The 18,594-nt window shown below is 61.6% G+C and carries 14 protein-coding genes; all 14 read right to left on the bottom strand.

Translation table 11 applies throughout. The features are described 5' to 3' along the window. Positions 1-59: 59 nt before the first annotated feature. Positions 60-800 carry a 7-cyano-7-deazaguanine synthase QueC gene (gene queC, locus AC2EBU_RS10430; RefSeq protein WP_484610357.1) on the bottom strand — a complete coding sequence of 247 codons (741 nt, stop codon included), beginning with the start codon at positions 798-800 and terminating at the stop codon, positions 60-62. Beyond that, positions 790-1,500 carry a nitroreductase family protein gene (locus AC2EBU_RS10425; protein ID WP_484610356.1) on the bottom strand — a complete coding sequence of 237 codons (711 nt, stop codon included), beginning with the start codon at positions 1,498-1,500 and terminating at the stop codon, positions 790-792. Before AC2EBU_RS10425 ends, queC begins: the two co-directional genes overlap by 11 nt. After that, the gene (locus tag AC2EBU_RS10420; protein ID WP_484610355.1) at positions 1,455-3,899 is read right to left on the bottom strand and encodes an adenosylcobalamin-dependent ribonucleoside-diphosphate reductase; all 2,445 of its coding nucleotides are present in this window, start codon (positions 3,897-3,899) and stop codon (positions 1,455-1,457) included. Before AC2EBU_RS10420 ends, AC2EBU_RS10425 begins: the two co-directional genes overlap by 46 nt. 151 nt (positions 3,900-4,050) lie before the next feature. Next, the gene (locus tag AC2EBU_RS10415; RefSeq protein WP_484610354.1) at positions 4,051-4,749 is read right to left on the bottom strand and encodes a carbonic anhydrase; all 699 of its coding nucleotides are present in this window, start codon (positions 4,747-4,749) and stop codon (positions 4,051-4,053) included. Beyond that, the gene (locus tag AC2EBU_RS10410) at positions 4,746-5,630 is read right to left on the bottom strand and encodes a peptidylprolyl isomerase (protein WP_484610353.1); all 885 of its coding nucleotides are present in this window, start codon (positions 5,628-5,630) and stop codon (positions 4,746-4,748) included. Before AC2EBU_RS10410 ends, AC2EBU_RS10415 begins: the two co-directional genes overlap by 4 nt. Beyond that, on the bottom strand, positions 5,605-6,336 hold the full coding sequence (narI, locus tag AC2EBU_RS10405) for a respiratory nitrate reductase subunit gamma (RefSeq protein WP_484610352.1): 732 nt from the start codon (positions 6,334-6,336) through the stop codon (positions 5,605-5,607). The genes AC2EBU_RS10410 and narI overlap by 26 nt, the downstream gene beginning before the upstream one ends. Beyond that, positions 6,333-7,007 (bottom strand): nitrate reductase molybdenum cofactor assembly chaperone, encoded by a 675-nt coding sequence (narJ, locus tag AC2EBU_RS10400; RefSeq protein ID WP_484610351.1) that lies wholly within the window; start codon positions 7,005-7,007, stop codon positions 6,333-6,335. Before narJ ends, narI begins: the two co-directional genes overlap by 4 nt. A gap of 14 nt (positions 7,008-7,021) precedes the next feature. Continuing rightward, positions 7,022-8,554 carry a nitrate reductase subunit beta gene (gene narH / locus AC2EBU_RS10395; protein ID WP_484610350.1) on the bottom strand — a complete coding sequence of 511 codons (1,533 nt, stop codon included), beginning with the start codon at positions 8,552-8,554 and terminating at the stop codon, positions 7,022-7,024. 23 nt (positions 8,555-8,577) lie between these two features. Next, a complete protein-coding gene (locus tag AC2EBU_RS10390) occupies positions 8,578-12,372 on the bottom strand; it encodes a nitrate reductase subunit alpha (protein WP_484610349.1) in 3,795 nt (1,264 codons plus the stop codon). A 98-nt stretch (positions 12,373-12,470) separates the two neighbouring features. Beyond that, positions 12,471-12,674 (bottom strand): hypothetical protein, encoded by a 204-nt coding sequence (locus AC2EBU_RS10385; protein WP_484610348.1) that lies wholly within the window; start codon positions 12,672-12,674, stop codon positions 12,471-12,473. 16 nt (positions 12,675-12,690) lie between these two features. Then, positions 12,691-14,406 (bottom strand): MFS transporter, encoded by a 1,716-nt coding sequence (locus tag AC2EBU_RS10380; protein WP_484610347.1) that lies wholly within the window; start codon positions 14,404-14,406, stop codon positions 12,691-12,693. A 36-nt stretch (positions 14,407-14,442) separates the two neighbouring features. Next, the gene (locus AC2EBU_RS10375) at positions 14,443-15,705 is read right to left on the bottom strand and encodes an MFS transporter (protein ID WP_484610346.1); all 1,263 of its coding nucleotides are present in this window, start codon (positions 15,703-15,705) and stop codon (positions 14,443-14,445) included. 163 nt (positions 15,706-15,868) lie between these two features. Next, positions 15,869-16,594, bottom strand: coding sequence for a response regulator (locus tag AC2EBU_RS10370; protein WP_484610345.1), 726 nt, complete (start codon positions 16,592-16,594; stop codon positions 15,869-15,871). Next, positions 16,591-18,516: a type IV pili methyl-accepting chemotaxis transducer N-terminal domain-containing protein gene (locus tag AC2EBU_RS10365; protein ID WP_484610344.1), complete on the bottom strand. Its 1,926-nt coding sequence runs from the start codon at positions 18,514-18,516 to the stop codon at positions 16,591-16,593. Before AC2EBU_RS10365 ends, AC2EBU_RS10370 begins: the two co-directional genes overlap by 4 nt. Positions 18,517-18,594 lie beyond the last annotated feature (78 nt).

Genomic DNA, 18,594 nt, shown 5'->3' with positions numbered 1-18,594 from the left:
TTGCGCCTGTTTTTAGGCAAAAAATGGGCCAATACCCAGCGTGAAAAGGTGATACTGTGCTATTTTATTGATAGCATGGCGCTTGCATTTTTCCAGCGAACCCACCCGCTGGCACGCAGTTCACAAGCGGGACACGCGCCACACCCCCATCCCCAGGGGTGGCGGTGAATGCGGTCACCCCGGTAGCAGGTGTGGGTTTCTTCAACGATCAGATCAATGAGCGCAGCGCCGCCCTGGGGCGTTGCGCTGCGATCACCCAGCTGTCTGGCCATCTCCCAGGTGGCGGCCTTGTCGATCCACATGAGGGGCGTTTCGATCAGGATGCGGCGGTCCATGCCCAAGGCCAGGGCCACCTGCAGCGCTTTCATGCTGTCGTCGCGGCAGTCCGGATAGCCGGAGAAATCCGTTTCGCACACGCCGGTGACCAGCACCTGAAGATCGCGCCGGTAGGCCAGCGCCGCCGCGAGCGTCAGAAATACCAGATTGCGACCGGGCACAAAAGTATTGGGCAGACCCGATTGCTCCATGGAAAACGCCATCTCTCGCGTCAGTGAGGTTTCACTCACTTTTCCGAGAACGGCCAGATCGAGCACATGGTCGTCTCCCAGGCGCTTGGCCCAGGCGGGAAATCGCTGTGCCAGCGCCAAACGCACCGCCAGCCGGGCGTCGAGTTCGACACGGTGGCGCTGTCCGTAGTCAAAGCCCAGTGTTTCGACCCGCTCGTAGCGCTCCAACGCATAGGCCAGGCAGGTGGTGGAATCCTGGCCACCGGAGAACAGTACCAAGGCACTACGGTGCACAACGCTGTCCCGGTTCGGGGCCGAGGTTTGCCGGAAGACCCGCCGCGGAGCCCACCCCACCCGGACCGAGTTCGCTGACGTAATCCGCCGGCTGTGGCCTGATCCGTGCCGCGCGGCGCGATTGGGCCGTGCCGATGCTGACAAAGCAGATGGCTTGCTCCGTTGCTGCAATATCAAACAAGTCGCGCAAAGCCTGCGACTTCATGGCTTTGCCGCTGGTCAGGGCTGCCCCAAAACCGTGGGCATGGGCGGTCAGCAAGATGTTTTGCAGTGCACAACCCAGGGATATCAGCCGCTCAGCGGCATCGATTTCCGGGTCGCCGCCGTGCAGTCGGGCCACAGCCAGCAGGAGAACCGGTGCCCGGTCCGCCTTCTCACGGGCTTGCTCTTGCTGCTCTGCCGTTGCCAGAGAATCGCGTTCGCACAGGGCCTGGACAAAAACCTCGCCCAGCCGGGCACGCTGCGCGGACGGCACCAGAACAAACCGCCAGGGCGTGATCTGTCCATGGTCCGGCGCGGCCGCAGCGGAACCCAGGATGCGCTGCAATTGATGGGCATCGGGTCCGGGCACCTGGAGGCGTTTGGGCAATATGGTCTGGCGGCTGTCGACCAGGGTGTGTACCCAGTCCGCCCAATCCTGGGCTGCGGCGTCAGTCAACCGCAGCTCCCCAGGTGCCCGCACGAGGTGCAGTAGTCGCATCCATCCTTGCGAATCATGGCGTGTGCACCGCATTCGGGGCATTTTTTCCCGGCCATCACGCCCGTCGGCAGCCCCAGAAGTTCGGGTGCAGCCGGACCGCTGGCCGGCCGGGGGGCGGCTGGCTCGGCTGGCGAGCGACGTGCCAGGATGTTCTGAATGGCAAAAGCGATGGCCGCCACCTCCGAGTCGTGCCACATTGGCACATGGGTGCCATCGGCCTTCTGGTAGGTACCCAGACGCACCGGGCCACGATCCCAGGCAACCTTGCGCATGTCGCGCAGGGCTCGCTCCAGAAACCCGCCGCGCGCGGCCAGCGACAGCATCCGCATGGTGGAGGTGATCCATTGCTGGGATTCGCCGCTTTGGCCGACCGGCATGAAAAATTCGACCGCCCTTTCCACCATGCCAAGTCCGTCCGCCGCGGGCACGGGCAGGAAAGAGACCACAACGTACAGCGTCTTGTGCCCCTCCTGTGTCCAGTATTCGACCTTGTCGGCCACGGCCGACAGCGCCCCTTTGGGTCGGCTTTCGATCACGGTGCGCATCGGATCAACCGGCGCGATCGGCGCCGACGGCGCTGGCTCCGCCTTGGCGACCGGGGTGTCGACATCCAGAACGGACCCCAGTATGGTGTTGGGCCGGTAGGTCGCCATTCCCTTCAGGTTGGCCCGCCAGGCCTGCAGATACAGATTCTTGAAGTCGTCGAAGGGATAGTCTTCGGACACATTTACCGTTTTGGAGATCGCGGTGTCCACAAAGGGCTGCACGGCCTGCATCATTGCGATATGGTCGCCTGCGGACATGGACAGGGCGCTGACAAAGTAGTCAGGTAGCTGGTTGACATCGCCCCCCAGTTCCCGGTAGAGGCGCCAGGCGTGGTCTTCGACCGCGTATTCACTGGTGGTACCGTCGGATTCACGCTTCTTGCGGCGGTAGGTCCAGGAAAACGGCGGTTCGATGCCATTGGAGGCATTGTCGGCAAAGGCCAGACTGACCGTACCGGTCGGCGCAATGGACAGCAGGTGGCTGTTGCGGATGCCGTGCTGACGAATTTCGGCCTTGATGGGCTCGGGCAATCGGCTTGCAAACGTTCCGGGCGCCAGATAACCCGCGGCGTCGAACTTGGGAAAGCGGCCCTTTTCTTTGGCCAGTTCGATCGAAGCCCGGTAGGCGGCATCGCGCATGCGCTCGGCAATTCGGGCTGCCGCGCGACGCCCTTCGTCCCGGTCATAACGCACACACAACATGGCCAAGGTATTGCCCATGCCGGTAAAACCGACACCAATACGCCGTTTGGCGGCACTTTCGGCCTGCTGCTGAGGCAAGGGCCAGAAGGTCACATCCAGCACATTGTCCAGCGCACGAACCTGGGTCGCCACGGCTGCCTCGAAGGCATCAAAGTCGAAGCCGGGAACACCGCCGAATCCGAACGGGTTGCGGACAAAACGCGTCAGGATGATGGGGCCAAGATCGCAGCAACCGTATGGTGGCAGGGGTTGCTCGCCACACGGGTTGGTCGCCGAAATCGTCTCGCAGTAATTCAGGTTGTTATCGGTGCCAATCTTGTCAAGGAACAGGATGCCGGGCTCAGCGAAGTCGTAGGCCGACTTCATGATCGTGTCCCACAACTCACGGGCGGCCAAGGTCTGGTAGACCCACAGTCCGTCGCTGCGCTGGTAGGCGCCCTGTTTCAACAACTTTTCTCCCGGCCGCGCCTTGTGCACCAGGTCCCAGGGCCGGTCGTTGCTGACGGCCTCCATGAAGGCGTCGCTCACGCCGACCGACACGTTGAAGTTATTCCAGCGTCCCGGCGTTCGTTTGGCGGTGATGAATTCGAGCACGTCGGGGTGGTCTATCCGAAGCACCCCCATCTGTGCGCCCCGGCGGGCACCGGCACTTTCTACCGTGGAGCAGCTCTGGTCGAAGACGTTGATATAGCTGCAAGGGCCCGACGCCATGGAATGGGTCCCCTTGACTTGCGCGCCTTTGGGGCGAATACGCGAAAAATCGTAGCCGACCCCCCCGCCGCGCCGCATGGTTTCCGCCGCTTCGCGCAAGGCTTCGTAAATGCCCGGAAAGCCCTCCCCATCCACCCCTTGTATGGCGTCACCCACCGGCTGGACAAAGCAGTTGATGAGGGTCGCCTGGATTTCGGTTCCGGCAGCGCTCATGATGCGCCCGGCGCCGATGGCGCCAGCGTGCAAGTTGTCGAGAAAACGTTGCTCCCATTCGGCGCGGATGTCAGGCTTTTCCACCGATGCGAGGGCACGAGCCACCCGACGCAGCAGATCCTCCAGCCCTGTCTCGCCGGGCTTGAGGTACTTTTCGTGCAAGACGTCCAGGCTGATGGGTTGTGCGGCCGTGGCGTCGTGGGGCCTTCCAAAATTTTCGCGTTTCATCGTTCGCATTCTAAAAAAGCGGGCCGAACTCGGTCGGCATATGCTGCCCCCGGGGGAGGATTCTGACATCCCAGCAGCCCAGCCTCGCTATCGTTCCATGACGAGACTCAAAAAGTCTGCGATAACTCTGCGGCACTCGCGCCCCGACACCCTACAGCGAGGTGGCCTGTTCTGGTGCGTCCGGATCGACATAGGGCCGATAGGGACCGGTTCCACTGTTTGAGGCCTCCGAGGCCGCGACGAAGCCGCCTCGCAAAGCGTCAAATACATGGATTTCACCGTCTTCGATCACGTAGTGCCATCCGTGCAAGGTAAGCCGTGCCTCTTCTACGGCACGTCGAACCATGGGATAGTCCATAAGGCGTTCGAGCTGTAGCACAACTGCCCTTTGTTCGGTCCGTCGGAATGCCTCGGCACCCGGTTGAACTGGCAGCAAGGCTTCGCTTGCCAGCTTTAGCCACGCTTTCAGCGCAATGGCCTCATCGGACACGCCTTCATAAGCTGCTCGTATCGCGCCACAGTGACTGTGACCGCAGACGATGATGCGCTCTACATGAAGATGCAGCACTGCAAACTCGATGGCCGCCATGGTCCCGTGCAGACCGTGTGAACCATCGTACGGTGGAATGAACGCGCCGACGTTGCGGACTATGAACAACTCCCCCGGCCCCGCACCGGTGAGAAGGTATGGAACTAGTCGGGAGTCTGAGCACCCGACAAACAAGGTCTTCGGGTGTTGCCCTTGAGACACCAAGTCCTGAAATCGCTGCTGATGCAGCGGGAAATAGTCGGAGTGAAACTGCCGCAGACGCGAAAGCAAGTCATCCGGTGCATCACCCGCATGGTTCATTGCACTAGAGGTGTTTCCGCCGAATCCAACACCACACCCTCAATCCGTGCCTTCCCCGCGAGTAACGCCATGTACTGGTTCAGACCACGCGCACCCGAGCTAAGTGTCAACTGGGTTTGCACCCGCCCTCTGACTTCATCAAACGAAGCCTGCCGGCCCTTTCTGCGGCCAATCACTTCAATAATGTGAAACCCGAAGCGGGTATGCACCAGCCGAGGGTGAATGCCTATGCCCCACTGAGGGCTTTTGAGCTGAAACAGTTCGTTGGCAAGCTCCGGAGCGCAATCGTCCGGCCCGACCCAGCCCAAATCACCACCTTGTGCGCTTGAGGGGCAGTTGGACAGTTCGGCAGCCAGTTGGGCAAAGCGCCCCGCGGGAACATCCTTGCGAGACAGTTCGAGCAACGCCTGTTCAGCGCGAACGGTCAGCGCATGCACGTTGACGCCGGGCGTGACCGCGAACAGGATATGGCGCAGATGAACCATCTGCCCGACCACAAACTGCTGCAGGTTTGCTTCGTAATAGCGTGCGCACTCGGCATCACTCGGACGGGGTGTCGGAACCTGCTTCTCCAGCATCGTTTCGATGACCTGCCGCTGGGTGTCATCCAGTGGCGGCGCAACGTCACCCGGTTGATCGGCCAAAAGCCCTTGCCGCACAGCCTCCTGGCGCAACAACTCGCCAAAGGCGAGCTCACGCAGCGCGGATTCGCTGGGCCGGTCGCATTGCCGATGCAACAGGCGTCCATTGACGCGGGCACGCGGTGGTTCGGCGCTCAGACAACCACACGCGCTATCGCCACACCCCGTAACCGCTGAAGTGGAAGCCTTCATGATGAAATCCTCGCAGGGTCTTTCAATGGGTGGGGCGACGGCTACCAACGGCAGTCGGTGTCATGCCGAGGCGCCGGCTGCGCACAACCTGGTACGGCCGCGTGAGATAGCCCAGCGTGGCAAACCCGCTCCAGACATGAACCAGACGCGTGAACGGAAAGACCAGGAAGATGGTCATGCCGAGAAACATGTGGGCACGGAAGACCCACCCCGCGTCCGCCAGCAATTCAGCAGCGCCACCCCGGAACGTGACGATCCGCTGAGCCCACTCGGCCAGCTTCAACATCATCGATCCATCAAGGTGTTGCGCGGACAACGGAATCGTCCCCAGACCCAGTGCGAACTGCAGCCACAACAGCCACAGCAGCACGATATCGCTGGTGCGGCTCGTCGAGCGAATGCGTTCGTCCGAAAGCCGACGGTGCAGCAACAGGGAAACCCCGACAAATCCCAGAATGCCGAACAATCCGCCCGAAACCATCGCCAGGATCTGTTTGGTACCTGCGGACATGAAGGGTTCGTACACAAAGTGTGGCGTCAGCATGCCCACGCTATGTCCGAAAAAGAGAAACAGAATGCCGATGTGGAACAGGTTACTGCCCCAACGCAACTGGCCGGCCCGCAGCAATTGCGACGAGTCACTTTTCCAGGTGTACTGATCCCGATCAAAACGGATCAGGCTCCCCAACAGAAATACGGTCAGGCAGATGTAGGGGTAATACCCGAACAGGAACTGAATGAGGTAGTCCTTCATGCTGGAACTCCTTGAGAGACGGTCTTGCGAACAATATGGATAGGTTGGGGATCGCCCGGCCGGGCTTGCCCACGGGTGCTGCAGCCGGCAAACGCCTCAGGTTCGCCCCAGCTGTCGTCCATGGACTCATCGGCTTCAAACGGGACCGGCTGGACCTTTTCGCCCGCCAGCTCCAGCACCGCGGCCACGGCAGCGGCATAAGGACTGCCGCGTTTGAGCAAGGCACTGAATACGGCAGCCAGGATATGCGCCATTTCCGCCAGGAAGGAACGGGCCACGCCAGCGGGCTGGGTCGAGGCGAACTCCAGCACCACACACAGGTGATCGGGCAGTTCATCCGGCCCCAGGTAGAGACCGGCTTTCTCATAGGTCTGAACGAGATCGATCATTGCAGGACCGCGGTCACGGGAATCGCCATGCACATGCTCGAACAGGTGCAGGGATGTAGACCGGCCTCGATCGAAAGTCTCGACATAGCGCGCTTCGACCTGCATCGGGTCAAGCCGGGCGAGATCGGCCGCCAAGGCCCGCAGTTCGCTCCTCCGGCCCGCTGAAAGAACGGCCTCGTCATCAATCGCGGCCACAAGTCCCGCCAGTTTTTCACGCAGGCCAGCGTCGGGATAACGCAACAGCGCCGCCAACGCCCGCAGGGAGTAACGTGGAGTTTTCACGGGTCATTCCTCCTTCAGACAACCGACTGGATAGGGATGGTTCGGCGTTTGCTGCCACCGAACAGGCTGGCCTCGGATGCCCCATCCGAGCATCCGTTGCCGAACGAGAAGCCGCAGCCTCCGCGCAGGTCAAAGGCGTTTTCGGCGTACTCCCTATGACTGGAAGGAATCACGAAGCGGTCTTCGTAGTTCGCAATTGCCATCACGTGATACATCTCCTCGACCTGCGCTACCGAAAGGCCTGCCTGTTCCAGCACGGTCAGGTTCTGCACCTGGTCAACATGCCGCCCGCGCTGGTAGGCGCGCATGGCCAGCATGCGTTCAAGCGCCCGCACCACCGGACCGGTATCGCCGGCGGTCAGCAGGTTGGCGAGGTATTGCACCGGAATGCGCAGCTGGTTGATATCCGGCAGCTCGCCATTCACGCCAATCTGGCCGGCGTTTGCCGCAGCGCTGATGGGCGACAGCGGCGGAACATACCAAACCATCGGCAACGTGCGATATTCCGGATGAAGAGGCAAAGCGACCTTCCAGTCGATGGCCATCTTGTAAACCGGACTATTCCTCGCACCTTCCAGCCACGACTCCGAAATGCCGTCTTTACGTGCCTGCTCGATCACCCGCGAATCGTTAGGGTCCAGGAAGATGTCGAGTTGGGCTTGGTAAAGGTCTTTGTCGTTGGGCGCACTTGCGGCCTCCGCAATCCGATCGGCGTCGTAAAGCATGACGCCCAGGTACCGGATACGACCGACACAGGTTTCGCTGCAGACCGTCGGCTGGCCCGCCTCGATGCGCGGGTAGCAGAAGATGCACTTCTCGGCCTTGCCGGTCTGCCAGTTGTAGTAGATCTTCTTGTACGGACAGCCGCTGACACACATGCGCCAGCCACGGCACTTGTCCTGGTCGATCAGAACTATGCCGTCATCCTCGCGCTTGTAGATGGAACCGGAGGGACAGGACGCCACGCACGCCGGATTGAGGCAATGCTCACACAGGCGCGGCAGGTACATCATGAAGGTGTTCTCGAACTGACCGACCATGTCTTTCTGGACCTTGTCGAAGTTCGCGAGGTTGGCATCCTGGCTGCGTTTACTGAATTCGCCGCCGAGAATTTCTTCCCAGTTAGGACCCCATTCGATCTTCTCCATACGCTTGCCGGTGATCAGGCTGCGCGGCCGTGCGGTCGGCGCAGCCTTGCTCTCGGGGGCCGATTGCAAATGGTCGTAGTCGAATGTGAATGGCTCGTAGTAATCATCAATTTGCGGCAAATTCGGGTTGCTGAAAATCTTCATCAGCAAGGACCACTTGCCACCTTGCTTTGGAACAATCGAACCGTCGGCATGGCGCACCCAACCACCGTTCCATCGGTCCTGGTTTTCCCAGTCCTTGGGATAGCCGATGCCTGGTTTGGTCTCGACGTTGTTGAACCATGCGTATTCGACACCTGGTCGGCTGGTCCAGACGTTCTTGCAGGTCACTGAACAGGTATGGCAGCCGATGCACTTGTCCAGATTCAGGACCATCGCGATTTGAGCTCTGACTTTCATCGTGTTTCTCCTTGTTCTTCGCTTCAGGCCTGAACGCTGTCGGTGCCTTCACCATCGAGCCAGTCGATCTTGCGCATCTTGCGCACGATGACGAACTCGTCTCGGTTGGTGCCGATGGTTCCGTAGTAGTTGAAGCCGTAGCTGAACTGGGCGTAGCCGCCGATCATGTGGGTCGGCTTGGTGACGATGCGGGTCACCGAGTTGTGGATGCCGCCACGGGTGCCGGTGATTTCGGCCCCGGGGGTGTTGATGATCTTTTCCTGGGCGTGGTACATCAGCACCATGCCGGGGTTGACCCGCTGGCTCACCACCGCACGCGCGGCGATCGCGCCGTTGGCGTTGAACAGCTCCACCCAGTCGTTGTCCACAATGCCGGCACGCTTGGCATCGTCTTCGCTGAGCCAGATCACCGGGCCGCCGCGGTTGAGCGTGAGCATGTGCAGGTTGTCGCTGTACGTACTGTGGATGCCCCACTTCTGGTGCGGCGTGATGAAGTTCAGCGTGATCTCGGTGTTGCCGTTGGGCTTGCGGTTCATCACCTCGTCGACGGTCTTGAGATCCACCGGCGGCCGGTAACTGGACAGCGCCTCGCCAAAGGCCAGTATCCAGGGGTGATCCAGGTAGAACTGCTGGCGCCCCGTGAGTGTGCGCCACGGGATCAGTTCGTGAACGTTGGTGTAGCCCGCGTTGTAGCTGACCTTATCGCTCTCCAGCCCCGACCAGGTGGGCGAACTGATGATCTTGCGCGGCTGGGCCTGGATGTCGCGGAATCGGATCTTCTCATCCTCGCGGTGCAGCGCCAGGTGCACGTGGTCACGTCCGGTGATTTTCGAGAGCGCCTCCCATGCCTTGACCGCCACGTGGCCGTTGGTCTCGGGGGCGAGCTGCAGCACCACCTCGCACGCGTCGATGTCGCTGTCGATCCGGGCCATGCCCTTGGTCGGTCCTTCGGCCTGGACCAGACCGTTGAGGTCCTTGAGTTGCCCGACTTCGGTCTGGGTGTTCCAGGCGATGCCCTTGCCGCCGTTACCGACTTTTTCCATCAACGGGCCCAGGGCGGTGAATCGCTTGTACACGTTCGGGTAGTCGCGTTCGACCACCGCCATCGCCGGCGCTGTCTTGCCGGGGATCAGGTCGCACTCGCCTTTTTTCCACTCTTTCACGTCGAACGGTTGCGCCAGTTCGGCCGGTGAATCGTGCATCAACGGCGTGAGCACCAGTTCCTTCTCGACGCCCAGATGACCGATGCACACCTCGCTGTAGGCCTTGGCAAATCCTTTGTAGATCTCCCAGTCGGACTTGCTCTGCCAGGCCGGATCGACCGCGGTGGACAGCGGGTGGATGAACGGGTGCATGTCGCTGGTGTTGAGGTCGTTTTTCTCGTACCAGGTGGCCGTGGGCAACACGATGTCGGAGTACAGGCAGGTGGTGCTCATGCGGAAGTCGAGCGTGACCAGCAGGTCGAGCTTTCCTTCGGGCGCCTCGTCGTGCCACTGCACTTCAGTGGGTTTCGCGTCGTTCAGCCCAAGGTCCTTGCCCTGCACACCGTGGGTGGTGCCCAGCAGGTGCTTGAGGAAGTACTCGTGCCCCTTGCCGCTGGAGCCCAGCAGGTTGGAGCGCCATACGAACAGGTTGCGCGGCCAGTTCAGCGGGTTGTCCGGATCTTCGCAGCTCATCTTGAGGCTGCCATCCTTCAGCGCCTTGACTGCGTAGTCCTTCGGGTCCAGGCCGGCGGCCTGCGCGTCGCGCACCACCTGTATCGGGTTGGTCTGCAACTGGGGCGCGCTGGGCAACCAGCCCATGCGCTCGGCGCGCACGTTGTAGTCGATCAGGCTGCCGCCGAACTTCGACTTGTCGGCCAGCGGCGAGAGGATTTCCTCAACGCCCAGTTTCTCGTAGCGCCACTGGTCGGTGTGGGCGTAGAAGAAGCTGGTGCTGTTCTGCTGGCGCGGCGGGCGCGCCCAGTCGAGCGCGAAGGCCAGCGCGGTCCAGCCGGTCTGTGGTCGCAACTTCTCCTGGCCCACGTAATGGGCCCAGCCACCACCACTCTGGCCGATGCAGCCGCACATCATCAGCATGTTGATGATGCCGCGGTAGTTCATGTCGGCGTGGTACCAGTGGTTCATCGCCGCGCCGATGATCACCATGGACTTGCCATGGGTCTTGTCGGCGTTGTCGGCGAACTGGCGCGCCACCGCGATCACCTGGTCGCGCTTGACGCCGGTAATCTTTTCCTGCCACGCCGGTGTGTAGGGCGTGTCCTGGTCAAAACTGGTGGCGCCGGTGTCGCCTGGCAGGCCGCGGGACACGCCGTAGTTGGCCACCGTCAGGTCGAACACGGTGGCGACCAGCGCATAGCGCTCGTCACCGGCCTTGCCGAGCTTGATGCGGCGCACCGGAACTTTTCGCACCAGCACATCGTCGGTGGCGCCCGCCTGTTTGTTGGCATTGAAGTGCGGGGTGTCGATGCCGCCAAAATAGGGGAAGGCCACCTCGCCCACCTCGTAGGCGCTGCCTTCGCCCTCCATCAGGCTCAGCTTGAGCTTGACCTGCTCACCGGCGCGCGCTTCCCTGTCCTCCAGGTTCCACTTGCCGGCATCGGCACGGCCTTCAGCGCCCCAGCGGAACCCGACCGAACCGTTGGGCAGCACGACCTTGTCGTCCTGGTCGATGGCGACCGTCTTCCACTCGGGGTTGTTGTCCTGGCCCAGCTTGCCGTTGAAGTCGCTGGCGCGCAGATAGCGCCCGGGTACCACGACCTTGCGCCCGTCGGGCAGGGTGCGCGCTTCCAGTTGCACCAGGTTGGGCATGTCGGTGTAGCGGCGCACGTAGTCGTCGAAGTACGCCGAGCGTTTGTCGAAATAGAACTCCTTCAGGATCACATGTCCCATGGCCATCGCGATCGCCGCGTCGGTGCCCTGCTTGGGGTGCATCCAGATGTCGCAGAGCTTGCTGATCTCGGCGTAGTCCGGCGTGATCGCCACCGTTTTTGCACCCTTGTAGCGAACTTCGGTGAAGAAATGGGCGTCAGGCGTGCGGGTCTGGGGCACGTTGGAACCCCAGGCGATGATGAAGGTGCTGTTGTACCAGTCGGCCGATTCGGGCACATCGGTCTGCTCGCCCCAGATCTGCGGGCTGGCCGGCGGCAAGTCGCAGTACCAGTCGTAGAAACTCATGCAGACGCCGCCGATCAGCGACAGGTAGCGCGAGCCCGCCGCGTAACTGACCATGGACATGGCCGGGATCGGCGAGAAGCCGATCACGCGATCCGGCCCGTATTTCTTGGCGGTGTAGACATTGGCACTGGCGATGAGCTGGTTCACTTCGTCCCAGGTGCTGCGGACCATGCCACCCAGGCCGCGTTGCTGCTGCCATTCACGCCGGGCCTCGGTGTTCTCCACGATGCTGGCCCACGCGTCCACCGGGCTCTTGGCCACGGCCAGCGCCGCGCGCCAATGCTTGAGCAGTTTGCCGCGCACCATCGGGTACTTGACCCGGTTGGCCGAGTAGAGGTACCAGCTGTAGGACGCGCCCCGTGCGCAGCCGCGCGGTTCGTGGTTGGGCAGGTCGGAACGGGTGCGAGGGTAATCGGTCTGCTGGGTCTCCCAGGTGACGATGCCGCCCTTGACATAGATCTTCCACGAGCAGGAGCCCGTGCAGTTCACGCCGTGCGTCGAGCGCACGATCTTGTCGTGGGCCCAGCGGTTACGGTAGCTATCTTCCCAGGTCCGGTCTTCGCCGGTGGTGACCCCATGGTCACCTGAGAATGACTCCCGGGGGTTCGAAAAATAACTCAGTCGATCCAGAAAGTGGCTCATGGTCGTGATTTCCTTTCAGCTAACAATCGGGGCAACGCGCGGCCATTCGACCCCCGCGTTCGCCCCCCATCTCAGACAGCCGGCCAGGCGGCCTGCATTCATCCTTGCCCCCACAGCGACCAGGCACCGTAACCCGCCACCAGCAACCCGAAGATCAGGTTCAGCGGTCGCGTCTTGTCAGTCGCCTGGGGCAGAAACATCGCATCCACGCGAAACGCCTCGGTCACCGGATGGGTCACGAAGACGCCCGCTGCCAGGACGATTCCGTAGACCACGGCGCCGATGTGAAGGAGGTTGCTCATGTCGGGGCTCCGTCTCTCAGGCGGCTTGTCCGAGGTCGATGCGCTTCATGCGCTCTTTCTCGGATTCCGACAGCTTGTCCCACCAGGTACCACCGCCGTTGCCGTAGTCGAAGCGCTCGGCGCCGTTGCGGGTGTAGTACCACCAGTTCACCAGCAGCGAGTACACGTAGAACACGGCGCAACCGATGAAGAACGCGGTGACCGTGCCGGTCTTTTCCAGCGAGGTGGCAATCAGCGAGTTCCAGACGAACGGACCGAACGCCGCCCAGGCACCCGTCCAACCCAGCATCTGCGCGCCCTTGGCCGGTGAATAGGCGAACACGATCGGGTACTGGCGGAACGTGGCCGCGTTGTTGATGCCCGACATCAGGAAGATCCACAGCATGCCCCAGAGGAAGCCGTCGAACTGGGCAATGCTGGTGGGCGTGAGGTAGCCTCCGAAGACCAGGAAGGCCACGCCGCCGATCTGCCCGACCGTGGTCCACTGCATGCCCTTGCTGCCGCCGATCTTGTCGAAAAATCCACCTGTCAGCATGCGAACCAGGCCGCCGATCAGCGGACCGATGTAGGCATAGGCCAGCGGATCGGGGGCGCCGTCGAAGCCGCCGTACAGCGTCTTGATCAGCATCGGAAACGCGGCGGAAAAGCCCGAGAACGACCCGAACGAGCAGATGTAGGTCATGGTGCAGTTCCAGGTGTGCACGCGCGCACGGTTGCGGCCGCTCAGGATCTCGAACTGGCCCATGAACCCGCGCACCGGCAGCTGCAGGCTGCGAAGGAAGACAACCGACAGGATGAAGGCCAGCACCAGGAAAGGCACCCAGATGAAGGCGGCGTTCTGCAGCCACATGCCCTTCTTGACCACGCTGCGCACCGCCACATCGGTGATCTGACCGGCAGCATTGCGCTTGACATCGATGGCCACGCCCTTGGTCGTGACCACTTCAGTGATCTGGCCCCTGTCGTCCTTCTTGACCTCGGCCTTGATCGCCTTGACCTTGTCGGTCTCACGCAGCACGACGTTCTTCAGCACGCCGTCTTCCTTGACCACCTCGATCGCCGTGGCCAGTTCGGGCTGGCTGATCACCACATCCTTGACAATGCCGGCGTCCTTGGTGACCGTGATCGCACCCTTGATCGGGTCGGCCTTGGTGAAGACCTGAGGCCCGCCGACGACGGTGCCCAGCGCCGCAAAGCCGATGATCCAGGGCGCGACGAACTGCGCCACCGAAACGCCGAAGTTGCCGATGCCGGCCTGGATGCCCATGGCCGTGCCTTGCAGGCGCTTCGGGAAGAAGATGCTGGTGGAGGGCATGAAGGACGAGAAATCGCCACCGCCCATGCCACACAGGAAGCCGATGATCATGAACGTGCTCCACGGCGTGTTCAGGTCCTGGACGGCATAGCCGAGCCAGACCATCGGAAGCACCTTCAGGATCGTCGCAATGCTGACCACCGATCGCGTACCCAGCAGCGGGATGAAGTTCGAGTGGATGAGCCGCAGAATGCCCGCGGCCAGCCCGGGAATCGCCGCCAGCCAGAACAGTTCGGTGGTCGTGAACTTGAAGCCGATGGCCGGCATGCGCACCACCACCGCGCTCATGATGAACCAGGTTGCAAACGAGAAGATCAGCGAAAACGTGGTCACGCCGCAGGTGCGCCACGCCAGTGCGCTGCCGGTTTCTTTCCAGAAAACCGGATCTTCCGGCTTCCAGTTCTGAATCCTTGCCATGGTGAATTGCCTTTCTTTGATTGGGCTCTGACGGTTTCAGGCCACGCCGGTTGCGGGCTCGCCGCCCATAAGTGGGGTGCGTCGGACTTCCGTCCAGTACATCCAGATGAGAGATACCCAGACCACGCCATACATCAGCATGAAAGCGGTGGAACGGATGCCGGTCAGATCCATCAGCATGCCGAACAGGATTGGCAGCACAAATCCGCCCAGGCCACCCGCCAAGCCGACGATGCCGCTGATGGCGCCGATGTTCTTGGGGTAGTCGTCGCTGATGTACTTGAAGACGCTGGCCTTGCCGAAGGCCCAGGCCACGCCCAGGATGGCCATCAGCGCGGTGAACGCATAGACGTTCAGACCGATGTGGAAGGTCGTGGGCCCGTTGGCTGTCTGGATCGTGAAGTCGGTCTGCGGATAGCTCAGCAGGAACAGGCAAATCCAACTCACCCACATCACCCACCAGGTCACGCTGTGCGCGCCGTATTTGTCCGACAGCACACCGCCGATGGCGCGCAATACGCCGCCGGGCAGCGAGAAGCAGGCCGCCAGCAGGGCCGCGACCCGGATGTCCAGACCATATTCACCGACGTAGTACTGCACCATCCACAGCGACAGCGCCACGTAGCCGCCGAACACGATGCTGTAGTACTGACAGTACTTGAGCACCTTGGGGTCCTTCAGCGCCTTGAGCTGATCCACGAATCGGGTGTTGCTCGGCACCAGGTGCGCCGGATCACTGTGACTGAACAGCCAGAACAGCACCAGGGTTCCCAGCATGATGGCGGCGTACACCTGCGGCACCATGGCCCAGCCAAAGGCCACAAGCAACACTGGCGCTACGAACTTGTTCACCGCTGCGCCGGAGTTGCCGGCACCGTAAACCCCCATGGCCGTTCCCTGGCGGTTTTTTGGGAACCAGCGCGCGACATAGGGTGTGCCCACCGAGAACGAACCGCCAGCCAGACCGACAAACAGGCCAATGGTCAGAAAGTGCCAGTACTCGGTGGCGTAGCTCATCATCCAGATGGCAGGCACGGTGATGGCCATCAGAATGGCCATCACGATCCGGCCACCGTATTTGTCGGTCCAGATGCCCAGCGGCACGCGAACCAGTGAGCCGGTCAGCACCGGCACGGCCGTCAGGAGGCCGAATTGCGTGGCATTGAGATTGAGCGCCTTCTTGATCGGGATGCCGATGACGCCAAACATCATCCAGACCATGAAACAGACGGTGAACGCCAGCGTGCTCACGATCAGGACCGACCAGGCCTTTTTCTCGTTTCTCAGTTCGGTAACCATGCTTTGATCTCCAGAAATCTCACGAGGAGACTTTCGCCGGAGAGAGCGTGGCTGAACATCCACCGTTGGAACGTGGGGCCCAAACCAGAAGGACGATGGGGGCCTTCACCCCTATCGTCCGAAAGAACTAATCCCCCGGTTTATCGCCGGTGATTGATCTGCATCAAACGATAGGGTGGCTGGCCGCAAAGACGGCCGCTTGAACCCGCGAACTCAAGCCCAGTTTGCGCAATATGTGCTGCACGTGGATCTTGACCGTGGTCTCGGCGATATCCAGCTCGCGGGCAATTCGTTTGTTGCTGTCGCCCTGTGCAATGAGGGAGAGGATTTCCCGCTCGCGCGGTGACAGCACGCCAAGACCAGGGGTAGCCCCAACAACAGCGCCCGGGGTCGGTGAAATGGCCTCCGACGACGTGCCTGGCGAGGGCACTGCCGGTGGGGCCGCACTTTCGCGTGCCGGGCGGGCGCGAAAAGCTGAGACCAGCTTGGTCATCATTTCCGGACTGACCACCGACTCCCCCTCCAGCACCTTGACGATGGTCTCCGTCAATTGCTCCGACTCTATAGTCTTGAGAACGTAGCCGTCCGCTCCGGCCTGGAGAGCGTCCGCCAGATCATTCTCGTCTTCGCTGACGGTCAACATCAGTATCCGCGCACCTGGCGCCGCCTCCTTCAATGCCGGAATCGCGTCCACCCCCCGAACTCCGGGCAAATGGTTGTCCAGCAAAATCAGATCAGGCACCCCTTTATCGAGGCAACGGAGTGCCTCGCCGACGTCGGCCGCCTCACAAGCAACAACAAAGCGTTCGTCCTGGCAAAGAAGTGCCTTGAGTCCGCGCCGGAAAAGCGTGTGGTCATCAACCAGAAGCAAACGGATAGACGGGCTCATGAAGTGGTCGCGACGGAATGGGGAAGTCCCAGCCCCACAGTGGACAACCCACTGGAGGTCACCGGATTGATCGGGAGTGTCAGTGTGACGGCGGTCCCCTGGCCGGGGCTGGACGTCAGCTTGACGACAGCGCCGATACGTTCTGCCCGCTCACGCATGATCTTGGTTCCGACGTGGGTCTCGCCCTGGCGCGCCCTCGTGTCGAATCCGCAGCCATTGTCGCGCACCACAAAACTCCACTGCGGGCCTTTCTCGACATCGAGGCTGACATGGCTTGCTCCGGCATGTTTGCGAACATTCGACAAGGCCTCCTGAATGACGTGCAGAACCTGCACCTGGACATCGGCTGGCAAGGGTAAGCCATCGCCCTCGATCTGCAACCGCGCAGGCAAGCCTGTCTGGTGTTGAAACTTCTGAAGCGTCTCTTGCAACGCCCGCTCAATGTCATCGGTATTGGTCCGGGTCCGAAAGTGCACCAGCAGTTCGCGCACATCGTTGATGCTTTCCTTGAGCCCGGCGTCAAGCTCATCCAGTGTCGACTGGATCTTTTCGGCCTGTTGCCTGTTCACCGCGCCTCGCAGCAACTGGGTCTGGATTTTCAGGAAAGCCAGCGACTGGGCAATCGAATCATGCAACTCTCGGGCGAGCAAGGCACGCTCTTCACCGACGGCAGCCTCGCGCTCGAGGGCCGCGGCTCGCAGGCCCTCCAGCGAGCTGGCCAGGTGACTGGCCAATGCATCCAGCAACTCCGACTCTTCGGTATTGAGCTGCAGGTCTCGCCGAAAGAAAAGGTCGATCTCGCCGATCAGGCGTTGCTGCAAACGCACCGGCACACTGACCACATTGCGAAATCCCGCCCGCGCGCAGTGACGCAAAGGCGTCTGTGCATCCTGGTGAATCGGAATCACCCGTGTGCGCGCCTGGGGCTGCAGGCTGCCACAGGCGCAGGCACCGGCGATCAGGCTGCGCTCATCCTCCTGCATATCGGCGGGAAAGCAGTCGGACGCAAGCATCAGGTAGCGCTGATTGGCTTCGTCAGACCAGCGGACCGCCACTGCGTCGGCCTTCAGAACTTCTCGAACCCGTTGCGAGAACCCCTGCGACAGCTCCTCGACGGAGTTGGCGCGGGCGAGGAAAGCACTGACCTCGTACAGCGCCTCCAGCCGAGCGCGCTGGGCCTCCACCCGTTCGGTCTTGGCTTTCACTTTCGCTTCAAGGCCTTGGTACAGCGATTGCAACGTAGCGGCCATGCGGTTGAAGCCCCGGGCGACCAGGCCGAATTCGTCGTTGGTGTCGACATCGATCCGGATCGCAAAATCGCCGGACTCAAGCTTCTGCAGACCCTGTTGCAACTGGGCCAAGGGACTGATCACGTATAGATACCCGGTGTAGAGCATCACCACGGCGCCGCCAATGGCCAGTGCCATCATCAGCATCTGGGCCAGATTGAGTATGGCGGTGAGGTGCGAAAGCTGCTGCTCGATCGCCAACACCAGGCGGTCGATCGCTTCGACAAACTGTCCGGCGGCCGCCAGCGTTTGAGACGGTGAAATATCGGAACCCGCCCGCCAATACTCCCGCTGGCCTTGCCAGAGGACTTCAACCTCCTTGAAGCGCCGGGTCACTTCATCATCCCAGGGAACAAAAAGGGGACGGGCCGGATCCCCCATGCGCAGCACGGCCAGGCTTTCGTCGAAATGCTGCACGTACTGCTGGCGCTCGACGGGAGAGACAACTGCTTGTGCTGCGCTGGCCAGGCGCCAGGTCTGCATCCGCATGCGCCCTGCCTCGTTCACAGCAGCCGCTCCGCCCTCCAATTGCCAGGTCACCCACAGTGTCAGTCCGATGGACGTCACCGCGACCGCCAGAAGTACCGTGCCGATCCGTATCAGCTTGGTGGAAAGCGAAGCGTTTCGAAACATGGCGGGCAGCAGCGTTGACCGGAAAAGGGATAAGCAGCTGTGAGAAATGTCACAGATAGGGGTTGGCAAGCAGGGCCT

The organism is Curvibacter sp. T50 (assembly GCF_057219955.1).
This window is presented reverse-complemented; position numbering and strand designations above follow the sequence as displayed.